The 16,385-nt window shown below is 68.7% G+C and carries 16 protein-coding genes and 1 pseudogene; 13 read left to right on the forward strand and 4 right to left on the reverse strand.

Going from position 1 to position 16,385, the window contains the following annotated elements:
- Positions 1-20 precede the first annotated feature (20 nt).
- The 7 genes and pseudogenes from ACLBW1_RS00710 to ACLBW1_RS00740 form a co-directional block, all read left to right on the forward strand.
- Complete coding sequence (locus tag ACLBW1_RS00710) at positions 21-1,865, forward strand: dynamin family protein (RefSeq protein ID WP_447809481.1); 1,845 nt, start codon at positions 21-23, stop codon at positions 1,863-1,865.
- On the forward strand, positions 1,862-3,307 hold the full coding sequence (locus tag ACLBW1_RS00715) for a dynamin family protein (protein ID WP_447809482.1): 1,446 nt from the start codon (positions 1,862-1,864) through the stop codon (positions 3,305-3,307). The genes ACLBW1_RS00710 and ACLBW1_RS00715 overlap by 4 nt, the downstream gene beginning before the upstream one ends.
- Positions 3,308-3,366: 59 nt before the next feature.
- Positions 3,367-5,178: an Hsp70 family protein gene (locus ACLBW1_RS00720; RefSeq protein WP_447809483.1), complete on the forward strand. Its 1,812-nt coding sequence runs from the start codon at positions 3,367-3,369 to the stop codon at positions 5,176-5,178.
- Positions 5,175-5,591 carry a hypothetical protein gene (locus ACLBW1_RS00725; RefSeq protein WP_447809484.1) on the forward strand — a complete coding sequence of 139 codons (417 nt, stop codon included), beginning with the start codon at positions 5,175-5,177 and terminating at the stop codon, positions 5,589-5,591. Before ACLBW1_RS00720 ends, ACLBW1_RS00725 begins: the two co-directional genes overlap by 4 nt.
- A 3-nt stretch (positions 5,592-5,594) precedes the next feature.
- Positions 5,595-6,164, forward strand: a complete 570-nt coding sequence (locus ACLBW1_RS00730) for an RNA polymerase sigma factor (protein WP_447809485.1) — start codon at positions 5,595-5,597, stop codon at positions 6,162-6,164.
- A 129-nt stretch (positions 6,165-6,293) separates the two neighbouring features.
- Positions 6,294-6,806 carry a DUF6764 family protein gene (locus ACLBW1_RS00735; RefSeq protein WP_447809486.1) on the forward strand — a complete coding sequence of 171 codons (513 nt, stop codon included), beginning with the start codon at positions 6,294-6,296 and terminating at the stop codon, positions 6,804-6,806.
- Between the two features lie 96 nt (positions 6,807-6,902).
- Positions 6,903-6,983: pseudogene (locus ACLBW1_RS00740) on the forward strand (acyl-CoA dehydrogenase family protein); the annotation flags it as partial.
- Positions 6,984-7,018: 35 nt separating this feature from the next.
- Here the strand turns inward: ACLBW1_RS00740 and ACLBW1_RS00745 are convergent.
- Positions 7,019-7,276 (reverse strand): hypothetical protein, encoded by a 258-nt coding sequence (locus ACLBW1_RS00745; protein ID WP_447809487.1) that lies wholly within the window; start codon positions 7,274-7,276, stop codon positions 7,019-7,021.
- Between the two features lie 153 nt (positions 7,277-7,429).
- Here ACLBW1_RS00745 and ACLBW1_RS00750 point away from each other — a divergent pair, with 153 nt between their 5' ends.
- Both ACLBW1_RS00750 and ACLBW1_RS00755 read left to right on the forward strand, forming a co-directional pair.
- Complete coding sequence (locus tag ACLBW1_RS00750; protein ID WP_447809488.1) at positions 7,430-8,182, forward strand: isocitrate lyase/PEP mutase family protein; 753 nt, start codon at positions 7,430-7,432, stop codon at positions 8,180-8,182.
- Positions 8,183-8,409: 227 nt separating this feature from the next.
- Positions 8,410-9,006 carry an Rv1733c family protein gene (locus ACLBW1_RS00755; RefSeq protein ID WP_447809489.1) on the forward strand — a complete coding sequence of 199 codons (597 nt, stop codon included), beginning with the start codon at positions 8,410-8,412 and terminating at the stop codon, positions 9,004-9,006.
- 15 nt (positions 9,007-9,021) lie between these two features.
- Here ACLBW1_RS00755 and ACLBW1_RS00760 read toward each other — a convergent pair whose 3' ends face one another.
- Together ACLBW1_RS00760 and ACLBW1_RS00765 are read right to left on the reverse strand one after the other, a co-directional pair.
- Positions 9,022-10,101 carry a DNA polymerase domain-containing protein gene (locus ACLBW1_RS00760; protein WP_447809490.1) on the reverse strand — a complete coding sequence of 360 codons (1,080 nt, stop codon included), beginning with the start codon at positions 10,099-10,101 and terminating at the stop codon, positions 9,022-9,024.
- Positions 10,101-11,144, reverse strand: coding sequence for an ATP-dependent DNA ligase (locus ACLBW1_RS00765; RefSeq protein ID WP_447809491.1), 1,044 nt, complete (start codon positions 11,142-11,144; stop codon positions 10,101-10,103). Before ACLBW1_RS00765 ends, ACLBW1_RS00760 begins: the two co-directional genes overlap by 1 nt.
- A gap of 368 nt (positions 11,145-11,512) precedes the next feature.
- Between ACLBW1_RS00765 and ACLBW1_RS00770 the strand changes: the two genes are divergently transcribed.
- From ACLBW1_RS00770 to ACLBW1_RS00785, 4 genes are all read left to right on the forward strand, one after another.
- Entirely contained in the window at positions 11,513-12,928 is a 1,416-nt protein-coding gene (locus ACLBW1_RS00770; RefSeq protein ID WP_447809492.1) for a DUF222 domain-containing protein, read from the forward strand.
- Positions 12,929-13,094: 166 nt separating this feature from the next.
- Positions 13,095-13,520, forward strand: coding sequence for an NUDIX domain-containing protein (locus tag ACLBW1_RS00775; RefSeq protein ID WP_447809493.1), 426 nt, complete (start codon positions 13,095-13,097; stop codon positions 13,518-13,520).
- A complete protein-coding gene (gene gluQRS, locus ACLBW1_RS00780; RefSeq protein ID WP_447809494.1) occupies positions 13,517-14,434 on the forward strand; it encodes a tRNA glutamyl-Q(34) synthetase GluQRS in 918 nt (305 codons plus the stop codon). The genes ACLBW1_RS00775 and gluQRS overlap by 4 nt, the downstream gene beginning before the upstream one ends.
- A gap of 131 nt (positions 14,435-14,565) precedes the next feature.
- Positions 14,566-15,270, forward strand: coding sequence for an RDD family protein (locus ACLBW1_RS00785; protein WP_447809495.1), 705 nt, complete (start codon positions 14,566-14,568; stop codon positions 15,268-15,270).
- A gap of 75 nt (positions 15,271-15,345) precedes the next feature.
- Here the strand turns inward: ACLBW1_RS00785 and ACLBW1_RS00790 are convergent, their stop codons facing one another.
- Positions 15,346-16,290, reverse strand: a complete 945-nt coding sequence (locus ACLBW1_RS00790; protein ID WP_447809496.1) for a hypothetical protein — start codon at positions 16,288-16,290, stop codon at positions 15,346-15,348.
- Between the last annotated feature and the right edge of the window lie 95 nt (positions 16,291-16,385).

The raw sequence follows: 16,385 nt of genomic DNA on the forward strand, positions 1-16,385 counted from the left end.
CCAGATTCGGAAACGTGGTCATGAGCGATACAGATGCACGATCGGCACAGGTGGCACCGTCCGACCTGCGCGCACAGACCGACTCCGTGCTCGCCTCTGCGGCCTCGGTGCTGCGCGCCTACAAGATGGACGACGTCGCCGACCTCGCAGCGCGCAAGGCCGCACGTGACGGCCAGGCCCGCACCGTGGTGGTCGTCGGCGAGGTCAAGCGCGGCAAGAGTTCACTGGTCAACGCCCTGGTCGGGCGTCGCGACCTGTCGCCTGTGGGTGTCGACGTCACGACGACGGTCGCGATCGGTGTCGCCCCCACCGACGACCCGCCGCTCGACGGCACCGCGACCCTGCTGTTCCCCGACCGCTCGGAGCAGATCCCACTGACCGCCCTTCCCGACTGGGTGACCGTCGGGGGTCGTCAGGTGCGCGACCCGCACGTCGAGTCGCTGCCCACCCGCGCGAGCATCCCGGTCACCGAGACCGCGATGCCCGGGGTCACCATCGTCGACACCCCCGGCGTCGGCGGACTCGATCCGGCCATGGCCGCACTGGCGGTCCAGACCGCTCAGCAGGCGTGCGTGGTGGTGATCGTGTGCGACGCCTCGAGCCCGCTCACCGCACCGGAGATGGACTTCATCCGCGAGGCCGGCGCCTCGGTCGACGCCCTCGTGGTGGCGGTGACCAAGACCGACAAGAACATTCGGCGATGGAAGGCGATCGTCGCCGACAACCGTCGGTTGCTCACCACCCACCTGCAGCGGGACATCCCCGTGATCGGTGTGTCGAGTCTGCGCGCGGTGCTCGCCGCCGACCTCCCGCCCGGTGCCGAGCGTGATCGCGCCGAGATGAGCTCGGGCATCACCGATCTGCGCGTCGAGATCACCCGGCGCCTCGACGCAGCACAGGGCCTTCCCGCCGCAGATGCGTTGCGCACCACGCGCGAGGGTCTGCTCGCGGTCCAACGTCGTGTCGACGCCGAGCACGCCGCGGTCGCCGGCCGGGGGACCACCCTGCCCGACCTCACCGCGCAGCTCGACGCCCTCGAGGCCCTGAAGGACCGCAGCCGGGAGTGGGAGCAGTACCTCGCCCGCGATCTCACGCAGCTGCGACAGCAGGCCATCGACGACAGCGACCGTCGGCTCGACGAGATCCGTGCCCGCTGGACCACCCGCATCAACAAGAGCGGGATGGAGGTGCTGCGGCGCAGTCCACAGAAGTTCACCGCCGACATGCAGGACGAGCTCGAACGCGCACTGGCGGTGACGATGTCGCAGTTCCTCGAACAGCTCTACTCGACCATCATCGCGCCCCGGTTCGACTCCGATGTGGTGTGGGAGCAGATCTGCGGGCGCATCGTCGACTCCCTGCAGGGACCACGTATCGAGGCCCAGCCGGTGGGCAGCCGCAGGCACGGGTTGTTCGACCCCACGCTGCTCAACATGGGCATCATGGGGTCGTCGATGATCGGCGGGGTCATCGGCCTGTCGACCGCACTCGGTGTGGGTGCGATCGTCGGAACCGTCTGGGTGGGGGTCAATCTGGGCTTCCGCGCGATGCGCACCGGGAAGACGAACCTGCTGTCGTGGCTGCGGGAGACGTTGGCCACCACCAAGACCGTCACCGCTCGACTGCTCGAACTCGCCATCGCCCAGGCCCGGCCGGAGATCGTCATCCGGTATCGCGAGCACCTGCGCACCGCGATCGAGGACCTGCAGCGCCAGATCGGTGTCGCGCGCGACGCCGCCACCTCTGACGCGACACGGCGCGAGAAGGACCTCGCACGCCTCGACACCAACCGCTCGGTGATCGCCAAGCGGCTCGCCGAGACCGAGTCGATGCTCGCCCGCGTCTCCGCCGGGGTGACGTCATGAACACGCCCATGCCGTACCCCGATCCGGTCCACGTCGTCCTCGACAACGGACTCCGCGCACTCGCCGGCCTGGGCGGTGACCTCGTCGCCCACGCCAACCAGATCGGCGCGACGCTGTGGGCGCCGCCGCGGCTGGTCGTCGTCGGCCGACTCAAGGCGGGCAAGTCCACTCTCGTCAACGCCCTCATCGGCGCACCCGTCGCGGAGACCGCGGCGCTCGAGGCGACGCGCGTGGTGACCATCTACTCCGACGGCGCGCCCTCACGGGCAGAGGTCGTCGCACTCGACGGCGCACGGCACCCCGTCGCACTAGACAGCGCGACACCGACCGCTCCCGCGGCTCTCCCGCTGCCCGACGAGCAGATCGCGTACCTGCACCGCTGGTTGCCCTCGGCTGCGATCCGCGACCTCACGTTCATCGACACCCCCGGGCTCGCGACACTCACCGCGGGCAACGAGACCGCGACGCGTCGGGTGCTCATCGACGGGTTCGAACAGACGCGGACGGCGTCGGTCGACGCCGACGCGGCGGTCTTCCTGTTCGATTCGGCGCCCCGCGCAGACGAGTTGGCGTTCCTGCGCGAGCTGCCGCTGTCACCGTTGAACACCCTCGGTGTGCTGTCGCGGGCCGACGGCTTCGGTGAAGGAGCCCTGGGTCGGCGCGACCCACTCGAGCACGCCGCCGACCACGCCCGCACGCTGGCGCGCCAGCTCGCCGACACCGTCTCCACGGTGGTGCCGATCTCCGGTCTGATGGCGCAGACGAGTCACACCGGCGCGCTCGTGGAGGCCGACGCGCGGGCGCTCGCCTCGCTGGCGTCGTGGGCACCGCTCGATCTCGTCGACCACCTCGAGTCCGATGCGCCGGGCGCCATCGACGCCGCCACCCGCGACCGGCTGCTCGACCTGCTCGGCGAGTACGGGGTGATCAACGGCCGCACCGTGGCCGCTCGGGGAGCCGCCGCCCTCAACGAGTGGCTCGTCGCGCACTCGGGGATCACGCTGCTACAGCAGGTGCTGCGTACCTCGCTCGGCGAGTTCGCGTCCCTGAACCGCGCCCGCCGCGTGCTCGACCGCATCGATGCGCTCGCCTACAGCCACCCGGCGCGCGATCACATCCGGGCCATCGCCTACGGCGTCCGGAGCGACCCGGCGATGCTACGGGTGGCGCTGCTCGCCGATCTGCAGCGCCTGTTGGCGGCCGATCCGTACGCCGCGATCGCCGACGACCTGCGCACACTCCTGACCGGTCGAACCGGCGCCCAATGCGTGGGTCTCCCCCTCGACGCCACGCTCGACCAGGTGCGGAAGCAGGCCCGGATCCGGCTCGCCGACACCCAGGCCCACGCCCTGTCGACCGCGACCGCCGCCGAGGACGCCGCGGTGGTCGACGTGGTCCGGGCGTATTCGGCTCTCGCCGTGACCGGAAGGCCGGCGCCGTGACCGCCGAGTGGTCCCGAGGCGGGATGACGACGGGTCGACCGGTCAGGGATGATCCCTCCATGGCACCGGCGGAGTGGATCCTCAGCGTCGACTTCGGTACGTCGAACACCGCGGCGGCGCACTCGGCCGCGGTGAGCGGCGCGATCGAGTCGCTGGCGCTGTCGCACGCGGGCAACCTGATGTCGTCGGGGGTGTTCGTCGACGCGCCCGACCGCATCGCGGTGGGCGACCACGCCGTCAACGAGGCCCAGCGCAACCCGGCCGCGTTCATCCCGGCCCCGAAGCGACTCGTGGGCCAGGAATCCATCGCGGTCAACGGCCACCTGATCGGCACGTCGCTGCCCATCGGCGCGGTTCTGCGCACCGTGTTCTCGCGGGCGGCGGCCGCGCACGCGGGGCGGATGCCATCACACCTGGTGCTCACCCATCCCGAAGCGTGGTCACCGGCACAGGTCCGGGTGCTGCTCGATGCGGCCGGATGGGCGGGCATGAACCCGTCCGCCATCACCACCATCTCCGAACCTCGCGCCGCCGCAGCCCATTACGCGCGTGGTACCGATCTCGCGGTGGGTGCCACGATCGCGGTCTTCGACTTCGGTGGCGGAACCCTCGATGTCGCGGTCCTGGTCCGCGACGCCGACGGCGGGTTCTCGGTGATCGCTGCCCGCGGCGACAACGGTTTGGGCGGCAAGAACTTCGACGCGCTGATCCGGCGGTGGGTCGACCACCAGCTCGAGGCACGCAACCCCGATCTCGCGCACTATCTCCGGCGCACGGCCCCGGCAGGTGTGCGCCATCAGCTCGACGAGTCGATCCGCCGCGCGAAAGAGCTGCTCTCCGAGGCGCCGTCGGCGACCATCACGGCCGCCGGTGGCGGGTTCCACGAGACGCTGCAGATCACCCGCGACGAGTTCGACGAACTCATCGCCGCTCCGTTGGATGCGGCCGCAGCGCTCACCCGCGCGGTGCTCCACGACGCCGGGATCCGATCGCGCGATCAGCTGACCGCCCTGTACCTCACCGGCGGAACCTCACGGATCCCGCTGGTGCAGCGCACGCTGCAGACCCTCGGCCCCGTCGCCACCCTCGACGATCCCAAGACGGTGGTCGCGCAGGGCGCTCTCGCCGCGGTCATCTCCGACCGTCCCCGGCAGGCCGTGCTCCCCGACGCCGCCGACCTCATGTCGCAGTGGAAGTCCGTGCCGACCGGTCCGACCGCCGCGATCAGCACCGACACGGCCCGCGCGGAGGCGACGCCGGGATCGGGCCGCATCGCGGCGGTCGACGCCTCGTCCCCGCGCCGTGGGCGACGGGCGGTACTGGCGGGCGGCGCACTGGTCGTGGTGGCTGCCGTGGTCGCGGTCGTCGTGGTCCTCACCTCGGGCGGCTCCGACAATCCCGCGCCGAACCCCTCGGCCGACTCGACGGGATCGGTGTCGATGACCGGGCTGCGCGCGACCACGCCCGAGGAGATCGTGGCGCGACTGCCACAGAAACTCGCGGGCGCGCTCACCGGGTGCGAACAGTCGAACGACGGCCCCTCGGGGATCCCGCAGATCATCTGCGCGATCTCGACCGACAGCGGGCTGGTGACCGGACTGCTCACCACCAGCGCCCGCATCACCGTCTCCGCCGACCGGACCCAGGCGCGCACCGACGTGGTCCGCATCCGGCGCGGCGACACCGGCGGCACCGGCACGGTGGTCGAGAACACCGCGCGCACCGCGGCGGCCGGGATTCAGCAGTCGCCCGGCAGCACCGCCGAGATCACCTACGCCAGCTCGAGTTCCTACATCCGGGCCTTCGTCACCGGGGTGGTCGGCACGAACGAGGCGAAGACCTTCCTGACCCGATCGGAGCTGATCTCATGACCGACCTCGAACCCACTGGAGAGGACGGACCCCCGGTGTTGACCGCCCTGGGCCTCGATCTCGACGCCGACTACGCGGTGCCCGAACACCTCTGGACGACAGCACTGTCGGTCGCTCTGGACCCCGACACCCCTGCCGTCGACCCCGCGAACGTGCCGATCATGGACGACCACGGCACCGTTCCCGACACCGACGACGTCTACGCGACCGAACACGGTGCCCATCACGACCCGACGGGCGCCGACGACACCGGGCTGCACGATCCCGCGTCCGGCGGCGGCGATCACGTCCATCTCGACCACGATCTCGGCGAGGGTCACGACGACTCCGCCCACGACGGCACCGGTCATGACGGTGGCCACGATCCCGGCGCTCACGACACGGGTTCGCACGGCACCGACTGGCACGGGTAGACGATGGCCGATCCGGGAGCGACCGAGGCGGAACTGCTGTTACGTGCCCGCGGCGGTGACCAGCAGGCGTTCGGTGAACTGATGTCGGTGCACCGCAACCGGGTGTGGGCGGTGTGCCTGAACGTCACCGGGAACAATCACGACGCCGAGGACGCCTTCCAGGAGACGCTGATCTCCACGTGGCAACACCTCGACCGGTTCCGCGGCGAGGCCAAGTTCACCACCTGGCTGCACCGGGTCACCGCGAATTGCGCACTGGCGGTGGTGCGTCGGCGCAAACCCCGCACCGACACCGTCGATTTCACCGACACCGAGCAGCCGGTCGTCCTCACCGACGACGCCGCGTCGCGTTTCGACGACCACGTCGCCGAGCGGGATCAGCTCCGGTCGGCGCTCGCCGAACTGCCGGAGGATTTCCGCACCGCGATCGTGTTGCGGGAGTTCGGCGACCTGAGTTACGCCGACATCGCCGAGCACACCGGGGTGGGCGTGCAGACGGTGAAGTCGCGGCTCAACCGCGCGCGGAGTCAGCTCGCGACCACGCTGCGCGGGTACGACCTCGTCACCGACTGACGCGCGCTCGCCGCCGCGGGGGCCGACACCTCCGTGTGATCGCCTCGTGACCGGATCGACACCATCCTGCGCCGTACGTGTTTCCGGGAGTGGCCACCATCGGAAAGACCGTCACCGAAGGAGAACCCCATGTCGACCACCTCCATCCGCCGCGTCAGCGCCCTCGGCGCGTTCAGCCTGCTCGCCGGAGCCGGCATCGCCCTCGGCGCCGCACCCGCCGCCGCGGCACCGCTGGCCTGCCCGGCCCTGCCCGGCCAGACCGCCACCACCGAGAACTGCACCGCGACCTCCACCGCCACCGGCACGTCGGCCGCCATCGGCGACACCAAGGGCGCGGCCGGCGCCAACGGTGGCCGCAACGGACTGTCGCTGGGCATCGGCCTCGGCGGCGGCAAGGCCACCTCACAGGCCCAGAACCTCAACGCCGCCGCCGCCATCGCGAGCGGACGCGGCGCCGTCGCCGACCTCACCGGGGTGAAGCCCGGTCTCTCCATCGGCATCGCCGGTCCGGGGGCCACGGTCACCGTCACCGGCCGCTCGGCCGCGACATGCACCGGCGGCCTCGGGTTCGCGGGCGACTTCCAGACGTTCTCGGGCTGCATCAACCTCGGCAACGGATCGATCCCGCTCGGCAACCGCTGACCCACCAGCCCGGGTGCACCACCGGATCGCACCTCCGACGACGTGCGGATCCCGGCTCGCCAACCTGCTCGGCGAGCCGGGACGCGGGTACGCCGGCGGGACAGCGCGATCCTCGAGATCGGTGAGGGCACCACCGAGGTGCAGTTGATGCTCATCGCCCGCAGCCTCGGGCTGTAGACCCACCTCGCTTGTCGGATCCGACCGGGGCACGGTCAGGCGACCAGGTCCCGAAACGTGGGGTAGATGTCGTCCAGTCGGTCGAGGGTGTCGAGAACCGAGTCTCGTTCGCGGACGAGTCGGTACATCTCGTCGCGCATCTCCACCACGCTGTCGTCGGTCAGTTCATCGAGCTGCGAGCGCGCGGTCGCAATCTGCGAGCTCACGTCGCGTGCACGCAGACGGAGGCTCCGACGGAACTCGGTGAGCTGCTCCCGCTCGACGGCGGTCGGCTGGGCGGGAGGCGGTTGCATGGACGAACTCTATTGCAAGCCTAACGAAACTGCAGTGTGTCCGGCGCGCCCGTTCGCGGACCGGGTCGGCGCTCGACGGGACTGAGAGAACGCGCGTTCTCACATGATGGGACGGGCGGAAATACATCCGACCGACGTGCGTTGAGCCAGGACATGACCAACCTGAGCAGCAAGGCCACGGCACTCCTCGAACTCCACAAGCCCGGTGACCCGGTGATCCTGCCGACCGTGTGGGACGCATGGTCGGCGAACCTCGCCGTCTCGGCCGGCTTCAGCGCGCTGACCGTGGGCAGCCACCCGATCTCCGACTCGATCGGCAAGTCCGACAACGAGGGGCTCACCTTCGACGAGGTGCTCACCCGCATCAAGCAGATCACCGCCGCCGTCGACGTGCCGATCTCGGTCGACATCGAGTCCGGCTACGGCGAGGACCCCAACCGTCTGATCGAGGGGCTCATCGAGGCCGGGGCCGTGGGCCTCAACATCGAGGACACCGTGCACAGCGAGGGTGGCCGTCTGCGCGAGGCGCAGGAGCACGCCGATCTCGTCGGAGCGCTGCGCGCCGCGTCCGACGCCGCAGGAGTCCACGTCGTGGTCAACGCCCGCACCGACCTGTTCGTCAAGGAGTACGGCGACGAGTCCGACCGCGTCGACCGCGCGATCTCCCGGCTCAAGCTCGCCGCGGAGGCCGGAGCCGACGTGCTGTACCCGGTCGGCTTCCACAGCGACGACGTCCAGAAGCGTCTGACCTCGGAACTGCCCCTGCCGGTCAACGCCATCGGCCACCCCGTCAACAGCGACAAGGCGGCTCTCGCCGGACTCGGCGTGGGACGTGTCAGCTTCGGTCCGATCTGGCAGATGGTCCTCGCCGAGCGGTCGAACGAGATCCTCGCGCGCTGGAAGTGACCTGACACCTCGACATCACGATGTCGATGATGGATCGGCGGCGGGTGCGGCACGTACCCGCCGCCGTTTCGTGTGGTGGGGTTTTCGCCCGGGCTGAGCCGACCACATCCGCGGGGACCACCGCGTCGAATATGCTGTGAACGGCAACTGCGGTTGTGGCCGCCCGGAGCACTCGGAGACCGCAGACGTGCATCACCCACGAACACGATCCGACCCAGGAGCGGCCGATGTCCGGTGAGCGGCGATCCGACGCGCGGCGTGCGATGCGCCGCGCGAACGCCCGGCACCATCGGGGCGCGAACCCGCTCGAACGCGAGATCGACATCACCGAACGTCGCATGCACCGGCTGCTGGTCCTCGTCGGCATGATCTTGCTGCCGCTGGCCATCGTCCCCGGAATCCTGATCTGGAGTTCACACCAGGACGATCCGCCGCAGAAGCGGATCGACACCGTCAGCGCGACGACCGACCTCAGCTCGGCGGCCGTCACGCCGATCACCTCGACCATCGGGTCCGACGAGTCCAACAAGGTGCCCGCGCACTGGACCTACAAGGGCGCCGCGAAGTCCGGGGTCATCACCGTCCCACCGGGCACCGCCGCCGGCAGCTCACTGCTGCTCACCGTCGATCAGGACGGCCGCCCCACCCCGCCGATGCCGTTGCGTGCCGACGCCGGCGTGACCGCGGTAGCGGTGGTGATCGTGCTCATCGGCCTGGTGATCGCGACCCTCCTGGCGTTGCAGAACTGGATCCGGACCTACTGCGACCGCAAGCGGGACGTGATGTGGGACAAGGCGATCACGGATTTCTTCGCGCCGCAGTAGTCGGCTCCGCGCGGATCACTCCACCCTGTTGCCGTCGGAGTCCCAGTGCGACTCGACCTTTTTGCTCGGCTGCACCCGTGGTGGCTCACCCCTCTGCTTCGGGTAGTCGGGCGGGAAGTTGAGTTCGCCGCCCGGCAACGTCTCCCACAGTTCGAGCAGGGGCTCGATCGAGTACGCCTGCGCCTCGATGTCCGACCACGGATCACCGTCGGCCAGGAAATCGGGGATGGTCGTGAGGTTGAAGTCCCGCGCGTCGGTGACCTCGGCGAGCCGCTCCCAGGTGAGCGGTGTGCTCACCGGCGCCCCGGGCCGCGCGCGCAGGCTCCAGGCGCTGGCGATCGTCCGGTCGCGAAGGTTCTGGTTGTAGTCGAGGAACAGACGGGTGCCGCGTTCCTCCTTCCACCAGGCGGTCGTCACACCGTCGTCTCGGCGTTCGAGCTCGCGTCCCAGACCGATCGCCGCATGGCGGACCTCGTCGAAGGTCCAACGCGGCTCGATGCGGACGTAGACGTGCACGCCGCGGTTACCGCTGGTCTTCGGGTAGCCGCGGAGGCCGTACTCCTCCAACAGTTCCTTCAGCACACCGGCGACCCGCTGCGCATCGGAGAACGACGTGCCGGGCTGCGGATCGAGATCGATACGGAGTTCGTCGGGGTGATCGACGTCGGGCCGTCGCACCGGCCAGGGGTGGAACGTCAGCGCTCCCATCTGGGCGGCCCACACCATCGACGCGGGCTCGGTCGGGCAGAGCTCGTCCGCCTTGCGTCCGCTCGGGAACGCGATCGACACGGTGTCGACGAAATCCGGCGCCCCCTTGGGGAGACGCTTCTGATAGAAGCCGTCCCCCTCTCGATCCTGAGGTCCGGTGGCCAGTCGCATCCCCTGGCGCCAGCCGTCGGGCCACCGTTCCATGGCGGTGGGTCGCTCACCGATCGCCGCCATGAGAACGTCGCCGACGCCGGCGAAGTACTCGCACACCTCGAGTTTGGTGATGTCCGGGGTTCGATCGGTCGCCTCGAAGACCACGCGGTCGGGGCTCGAGACGCGGACTTCCCGATCACCCACGGTGACCATCGCCGCCGGGGTCTTCGCCATCAGTCGGCCCCTTCCAGCACGTCGTGCAGGTCGTAGGTGAGCGGCACCTCGAGCTGGTCGTACCCGCAGCTCTCGGGGTCGCGGTCAGGCCGCCATCGCTGGAACTTCACGGTGTGACGGAAGCGTTCCTTCTCCATCTGGTCGTAGCCGACCTCCACCACGAGCTCGGGGCGGATCGGGATCCATTCGCCGGTTCCGGCGGAGTTCCAGCGGTTCGGCTCGCCCCGCGCGGTGTGGTCGGGGTCGAGACGCATCGGCTCGAACTGCTGCTGCAGCTCGATGCGCTTGGCGTCGGTGAACGCACTCGATCCGCCGACGCTGCGCAATTGCCCGTCCCGATAGAGCCCGAGCAGCATCGACCCGACGCCGGTACCGCTCTTGTGCACCCGGTAGCCGATCACCACGCAGTCGGCGGTGCGTTTGTGCTTGACCTTCAACATCTCTCGTTTGCCGCCGACGTAGGTCCCGTCGATGCGCTTGCTCACGACGCCGTCGAGTCCTGCGCCCTCGAAAGCGCTGAACCAGTCGATCGCGGTCTGGGAGTCGGTGGTCACGCGGCTGACCCGGAGGAACCCGGCACCCGGGATGGCCTCGGTGAGCGCGTCGCGGCGCACGCGGAAGGTCTCGCCGGTCAGATCGCGGTCGCCGAGGGCGAGCGCGTCGAACCCGATGAACATGGCCGGCGTGGCCTCGGCGAGCATCTGCACCCGCGAGTCCGCGGGGTGGATACGTTGGCTCAGCGAATCCCAGTCGAGCCGGCGGACGCCGCCGATCTCGGCCTGCACGCCGATCTCGCCGTCGACGACCACCCGGTCGGGGAGCTCGGTTCGTGCCGCCTCGACCAGTTCGGGGAAGTATCGAGCGAGGTCCTTACCACTGCGCGAGCCGATGAACACCTCGTCGCCGTCGCGAAAGATCAGCGCACGGAACCCATCCCACTTCGGTTCGTGCGACCACGCGATGCCGTCGTCGGGCTGGGCGGGCACAGCGGTGACCGCCTTGGCGAGCATCGGGGCGACAGGTGGCATGACGGGGAGGTCCACCTCCCCATCGTCTCACCAACCCCACCCCCGACGCTGCCCCTTGCCTGCGGTGGCGCGGAAAGCGGCCGGTCGCGCTGACTGTGCGGAAACGGGCTGTGGTGCTGACTGTGCGGAAACGGTCGCCGAGTGTGCGGACAGCGCACCGTGAGCCGACAACGCAGCAACGCACACTCGGCGACCGGCTTCCGCACAGTCAGCGGTAGTAGAACGCAACCAGACGAGCGAAATACACCAGCGTTCAACACTATTCACTGAAATCAATCCCCCACATTTCGAACATCCGTGCTAGGATAGATGTACAGATCCACCTGGGGAGGGGGAGACCTTTGAACGCAATCGAAGCGGATTACGCTGCCCTGGAACAGATTGTGGACAGAATCCTTTCCGCGGACTCCACCTCGTGCACCGAGGAGGAAGTCGCGGATCTCGCCATCCGCCATGAACGCATCGCCCGCCGACTCGAGGCCGCCGGCAATCGCAGGATCCTCGAGGTGTCCGACCGCGACGCCCACCGCGCCGTGGGATGTGTGAACCTGACCGAGTTCCTGCGGACGAAATTGCGCGTGACGCAACCGAAGAAGCGTCTGAGAGAAGTGCAGGCGCTCGAACCGATGCACGCCATGACCGGCGAGAAGCTGCCACCGGTGTGCCCGAACACAGCACGGGAATTGGCCGCTGGTGCGATCGGCCCCGACCACGTCCACGCCGTGCTGGATGTGATGGGCAAGATCCCCACCGCGGTCGAACCTGAGCATCGGGCGTTCGCGGAGCAGACCCTCGCCGAGTTCGCGACCACACTCACACCGAAAGAGATCGCCGCGGCCGGTGTGCGCATCCTGGCGCATCTCGATCCCGACGGCCGTTTGACTGACGACCGCGATCGCGCACGGAATCGGAAACTGTCGCTGGGGTGCCAGGACTCGCAGTTGATGTCGAAGCTGACAGCGACATTGGATCCGGTCACCCGTGCGCTGTTCGATGTGGTGCTCGCGAAATGGGCCGCGCCGGGGATGAACAATCCCGACGACGAGCAGTCACCTCACGGCGACGGCAGCGAGATCAGCGGTGATGTGTTGCGGGAAGCCGCGGATCGAGATTGCCGATCGCAGTCCCAACGCAACCACGATGCCTTCAAGGCGTTGCTCGATGCCGCCGTGAACGGTGGACTGCTCGGCGGATCTCATCGAGGGTTGCCGCCGCAGATCATCGTCTCCATCACCGACGCCCAACTGCGTGAACACGCCGGCGTCGCACGCACCACCACAGGTACCGACCTCCCGATCGGTGATGTCGTGAAGCTCGCCGCCGACGCTCAATCCCATCTCGCGGTGTTCAGCGACGTCACCAATGAGCCGCTGTTCTACGGCCGGACCCGACGCCTCGCGTCTCAGGCTCAACGGCTTATGGCGTTCGCGCAATACCGCGGCTGCAGCAAAGACGACTGCGGCGTCGCCTTCGCGCACACCGAGATGCATCACGCCGAACAGGATTGGGCTGACGGCGGCCTCACCGACTCCACCCACCTGGCGCCGGCATGCGGACCGCACAACCGTGCCGTGGGTCCCGAAGCTCACCAATGGTCGACAGAGAAGATCATCGATGGCCGCGACAAGGGACGGTACGGCTGGCGACGCAACACCGACCCACGCGATCAACTCCGCGCCAACCACTTGCACCGGATCGACGAACTCCTCGAACAATTCCGGAATCCACCTGACGTTCCGGCCCCGAGTCATCGGTTCGACATCACCTGGCCCCGCCACCCGCTGTATCCGGCGGCCTAGTCGGTGGTTGGGTTCTACCGCCGCTGACTGTGCGGAAAGCCTTCGCCGAATGTGCGTTGTCTGCCTCTCGGCTCACGCCACGCTGCCAGCACATTCGACTTGGCTTTCCACACAGTCAGCACGACCATTCGACTCGGTGGAGGCCGGCGCGTTTACGCTTGAGGTCATGGCGAATTCGATTCGGCCGATCGTGCTGGCGTTGATCCGGCGACCATCCGACGGTGCCCTCCTCGTCACCGGTCACGGCATCGGGACCGACGACCCGCGCGTCCGCCCCCTCGGCGGCGGCATCGAGTTCGGTGAAACAGCGCGGACCGCCCTCGATCGGGAGATCACCGAGGAGCTGGGGATCACCGTCTCGTCGGCGACGCTGCTGGGGGTGTTCGAGAACCTCTTCACCGCCGACGACGAGAACGGTCACGAGATCGTGTTCGCCTTCGACACCGAGGTGCAGAACGCCCCGGTCGACCGTGACCGGTTCCCGATTCTCGACGCGCCCCACGAGATCGCCTTCTGGTGGCACCCCACCGACGCCACCGCCCGACTCGTCCCCGCCGAACTCGGCGAGTACGTCGAGCGGTCGACGTCATGATCCAAACGCCCGGCGCGGGTCGGTACGCGCCGTCGCCCTCGGGCGACCTCCACATCGGCAACCTCCGCACCGCACTGCTCGCATGGCTGTTCGCCCGCAGCACCGACCGGCGCTTCGTCATCCGCATCGACGACCTCGACGACCGCTCCCGAGAGGGCGTCGCCGACACCCAACTCGGTGACCTTCGCGCGCTCGGCATCGACTGGGACGACGAGCCGACCGTGCAATCGCGACGAGCCCACATCTACGACGCCGTCATCGACGACCTCACCGCCGCCGGCCGGACCTTCGAGTGCTTCTGCAGCCGCCGCGAGATCCACGCCGCGACCATCGCACCGCACGCCCCGCCCGGCTCCTATCCCGGCACCTGCCGGGATCTCGACGACGCCGACCGTGCCGCCCGGCGCGCCGCGGGCCGCGATCCGGCCATCCGGTTACGCAGCGACACAAACACTTTCACTATCTCCGACACACTGTGCGGTGACTTCACCGGCGTTGTCGACGACTTCGTGCTCCGACGGGGCGACGGTACGGCCGCCTACAACCTCGCCGTCGTGATCGACGACGGCACCGAGGGTGTCGACCAGGTGGTCCGGGCCGACGACCTGCTCACCTCAGCCCCGCGTCAGGCGTATCTCGCCACATTGATCGGCGTGCCCGTGCCGCACTATGCCCACGTACCGCTGGTGCTCAACACCTCCGGAGCGCGCCTGGCCAAGCGCGACGGGGCGGTCACGCGTGCCGACCTCGCCATGGTCGGCGTCGACGACACGCGCCTGCTCTCGTTGCTGGCGTCGTCGTTGAGCCTCGGCACGATCGGTGAAAACCTCACCGCGGCCGACGTTCTCCGTCGGTTCGATCCCGCTGCCCTCCCGAACGGCCCGTGGATCCTCGATCCCGACGACCTCTGGTGATCGACGATCATCGACCTGCGATCACCAACCGCGTCAGCGTCACCGATTCCCGCGGTGTCCGATTGGTTCTGATTTAGACTGGCGGCCACGCGGACCATCCCCCGGCACGCGCCGAAACGAGAGGACGTCACATGACCGGACCCCAGTACCCGGGCCAGAATCCGGAGGGTCAGGATCCTCAGTACGGGTCGCCCCAACCCGGGCAACCCCAGTACGGACAGCCTCAGTACGGACAGCCGCAATACGGTCAGCCCCAGTACCCGGCCCCCGATCTGTCGAAGGGCGGTGCCCCGGGGTCCTATCCCCCACCCGGCCAGTACCCGCCCCCACCGCCGGTGGGTCAGCAGCAGTACGGCGAGCAGGGCATCTATCAGACGTCGGGACAACCGGCCGGGGCCGGCGTCCGACTGGGTGCGCGCATCATCGACGGGATCATCGTGGCGATCCCGGTCGCGATCATCGAGGCCATCGTCGGCGTGGTCGGCGGCAACGCCGCCTACTACATCGTGTCGGTGATCCTCAGCTTCGCGGCGATCATCTACTTCACGTACTTCGAGTCCCGTAAGGGCGCCACCCTAGGCAAGCAGTTGCTGAAGCTGCGCACCGTCGGACCCGACGGCAACATCCCGGCCCAGGACGTGGCCTTCAAGCGCAACATCTGGATGCTGCTCTCGGTGCTGACCGCCTTGCTCAATTTCCTGATCATCCTGCCGTTCCTCGTCGGCCTGGTGACGCTGGGTCTGGTCATCGCCATCGGCGTGACCATCAGCAACGACCCCAACAAGCAGGGCCTGCACGACAAGTTCGCGGGCGGCACCCGCGTCGTGCGCGTCTGAACCGACCACGAGACCCGAGCGCCCCGCAGACGATGTCGTCTGCGGGGCGCTCGTGCATTGTGGGGACCGCGGTGACTAACGGAGTCTGACCGGCGCGACGGGCTTGCCGGTGAACATGCGGAACCCGTAGGCCTGCGCGATCGCGGCGATCGGCGCGGTCACCACGACGCCGACGTAGCAGACGATGGCGCCGAGCCCGCCGATGATCCCGCTCAGAAGCAGCAACACGAAGACGTCGCCGAATCGCCCGGTGGAGAGTCGGAAGCTGGCCTTGATGGCGGCCACCGGCGACAGCCCGTCCTCGATCACGAAATACAGCGTGTACGTGAGCAGGAATCCCGCGATGATGCCCGGAAGATAGAACAGCGCGAGTCCCACACCGACGATGAGTCCGACGAGCAACGACGCGACGATGACGTCAGCGAGCTTGCGGAACCGGAACATCGCACCGATCTGCGCCTTCTGCCCGACCACCTCCTGCAACGCGCCCTGGATGGCCGCCGCCTGGAACACGAACAGGATGGCGACGAACACCACGAAGAACACTGCGCTGAGCGCGATGGCCCCGATGGAGAATCCGGTGTTCGCCGCCGACGAGTCGGTCGAGTCCGACAACGCGAAAGCCGAACCGAACAGGACCACGAAGTAGATGACGAACGCGACGGCGATGAGTGCGAAGTTCAGGACGAAGAACCCGATCCACGTTCCCGGGTTGTCCTTGAACCGCTCCCAACCGACCGAGATCGCGTCGCCCAGCGAGTATCGGGTGGGCGGTGGAGGGAATCCGGGCGGCCCGCCGTAGCCCGGAGCACCACCGAACCCACCGGGCGGGGGGTATGCACCGGGCGGCGGGGGGAACGCACCGGGCGGCGGGGGTGGAAACGAACCCTGTTGCGGCGGGGGATAGGACCCCTGCGGTGGCGGGTACGACCCGGGCGGCGGGTAGCCGCCGGGGTTCTGGTCGCCGGACGGATCGGGTTGCTTGCGCAACGGGTCGTCGCCGGGCGGCGGGTAGGTCATGGCACTCCTTGTCCGAGGTCGTCGCATCGTCGAGATGTCCTGCGCGGGGATCGGATTCCCTGCTGTACAAAAAGACTAGAGGCCGGGGGGCGTCC

The organism is Williamsia sp. M5A3_1d (genome assembly GCF_053345315.1).

Excerpts from the sequence above, each read along its gene's own strand:
- ACLBW1_RS00710 (WP_447809481.1), top strand. The coding sequence starts at position 21 with ATGAGCGATACAGATGCACGATCGGCACAGGTGGCACCGTCCGACCTG.
- ACLBW1_RS00715 (WP_447809482.1), top strand. The coding sequence starts at position 1,862 with ATGAACACGCCCATGCCGTACCCCGATCCGGTCCACGTCGTCCTCGAC.
- ACLBW1_RS00720 (WP_447809483.1), top strand. The coding sequence starts at position 3,367 with ATGGCACCGGCGGAGTGGATCCTCAGCGTCGACTTCGGTACGTCGAAC.
- ACLBW1_RS00725 (WP_447809484.1), top strand. The coding sequence starts at position 5,175 with ATGACCGACCTCGAACCCACTGGAGAGGACGGACCCCCGGTGTTGACC.
- ACLBW1_RS00730 (WP_447809485.1), top strand. The coding sequence starts at position 5,595 with ATGGCCGATCCGGGAGCGACCGAGGCGGAACTGCTGTTACGTGCCCGC.
- ACLBW1_RS00735 (WP_447809486.1), top strand. The coding sequence starts at position 6,294 with ATGTCGACCACCTCCATCCGCCGCGTCAGCGCCCTCGGCGCGTTCAGC.
- ACLBW1_RS00745 (WP_447809487.1), bottom strand. The coding sequence starts at position 7,276 with ATGCAACCGCCTCCCGCCCAGCCGACCGCCGTCGAGCGGGAGCAGCTC.
- ACLBW1_RS00750 (WP_447809488.1), top strand. The coding sequence starts at position 7,430 with ATGACCAACCTGAGCAGCAAGGCCACGGCACTCCTCGAACTCCACAAG.
- ACLBW1_RS00755 (WP_447809489.1), top strand. The coding sequence starts at position 8,410 with ATGTCCGGTGAGCGGCGATCCGACGCGCGGCGTGCGATGCGCCGCGCG.
- ACLBW1_RS00760 (WP_447809490.1), bottom strand. The coding sequence starts at position 10,101 with ATGGCGAAGACCCCGGCGGCGATGGTCACCGTGGGTGATCGGGAAGTC.
- ACLBW1_RS00775 (WP_447809493.1), top strand. The coding sequence starts at position 13,095 with ATGGCGAATTCGATTCGGCCGATCGTGCTGGCGTTGATCCGGCGACCA.
- gluQRS (WP_447809494.1), top strand. The coding sequence starts at position 13,517 with ATGATCCAAACGCCCGGCGCGGGTCGGTACGCGCCGTCGCCCTCGGGC.
- ACLBW1_RS00785 (WP_447809495.1), top strand. The coding sequence starts at position 14,566 with ATGACCGGACCCCAGTACCCGGGCCAGAATCCGGAGGGTCAGGATCCT.
- ACLBW1_RS00790 (WP_447809496.1), bottom strand. The coding sequence starts at position 16,290 with ATGACCTACCCGCCGCCCGGCGACGACCCGTTGCGCAAGCAACCCGAT.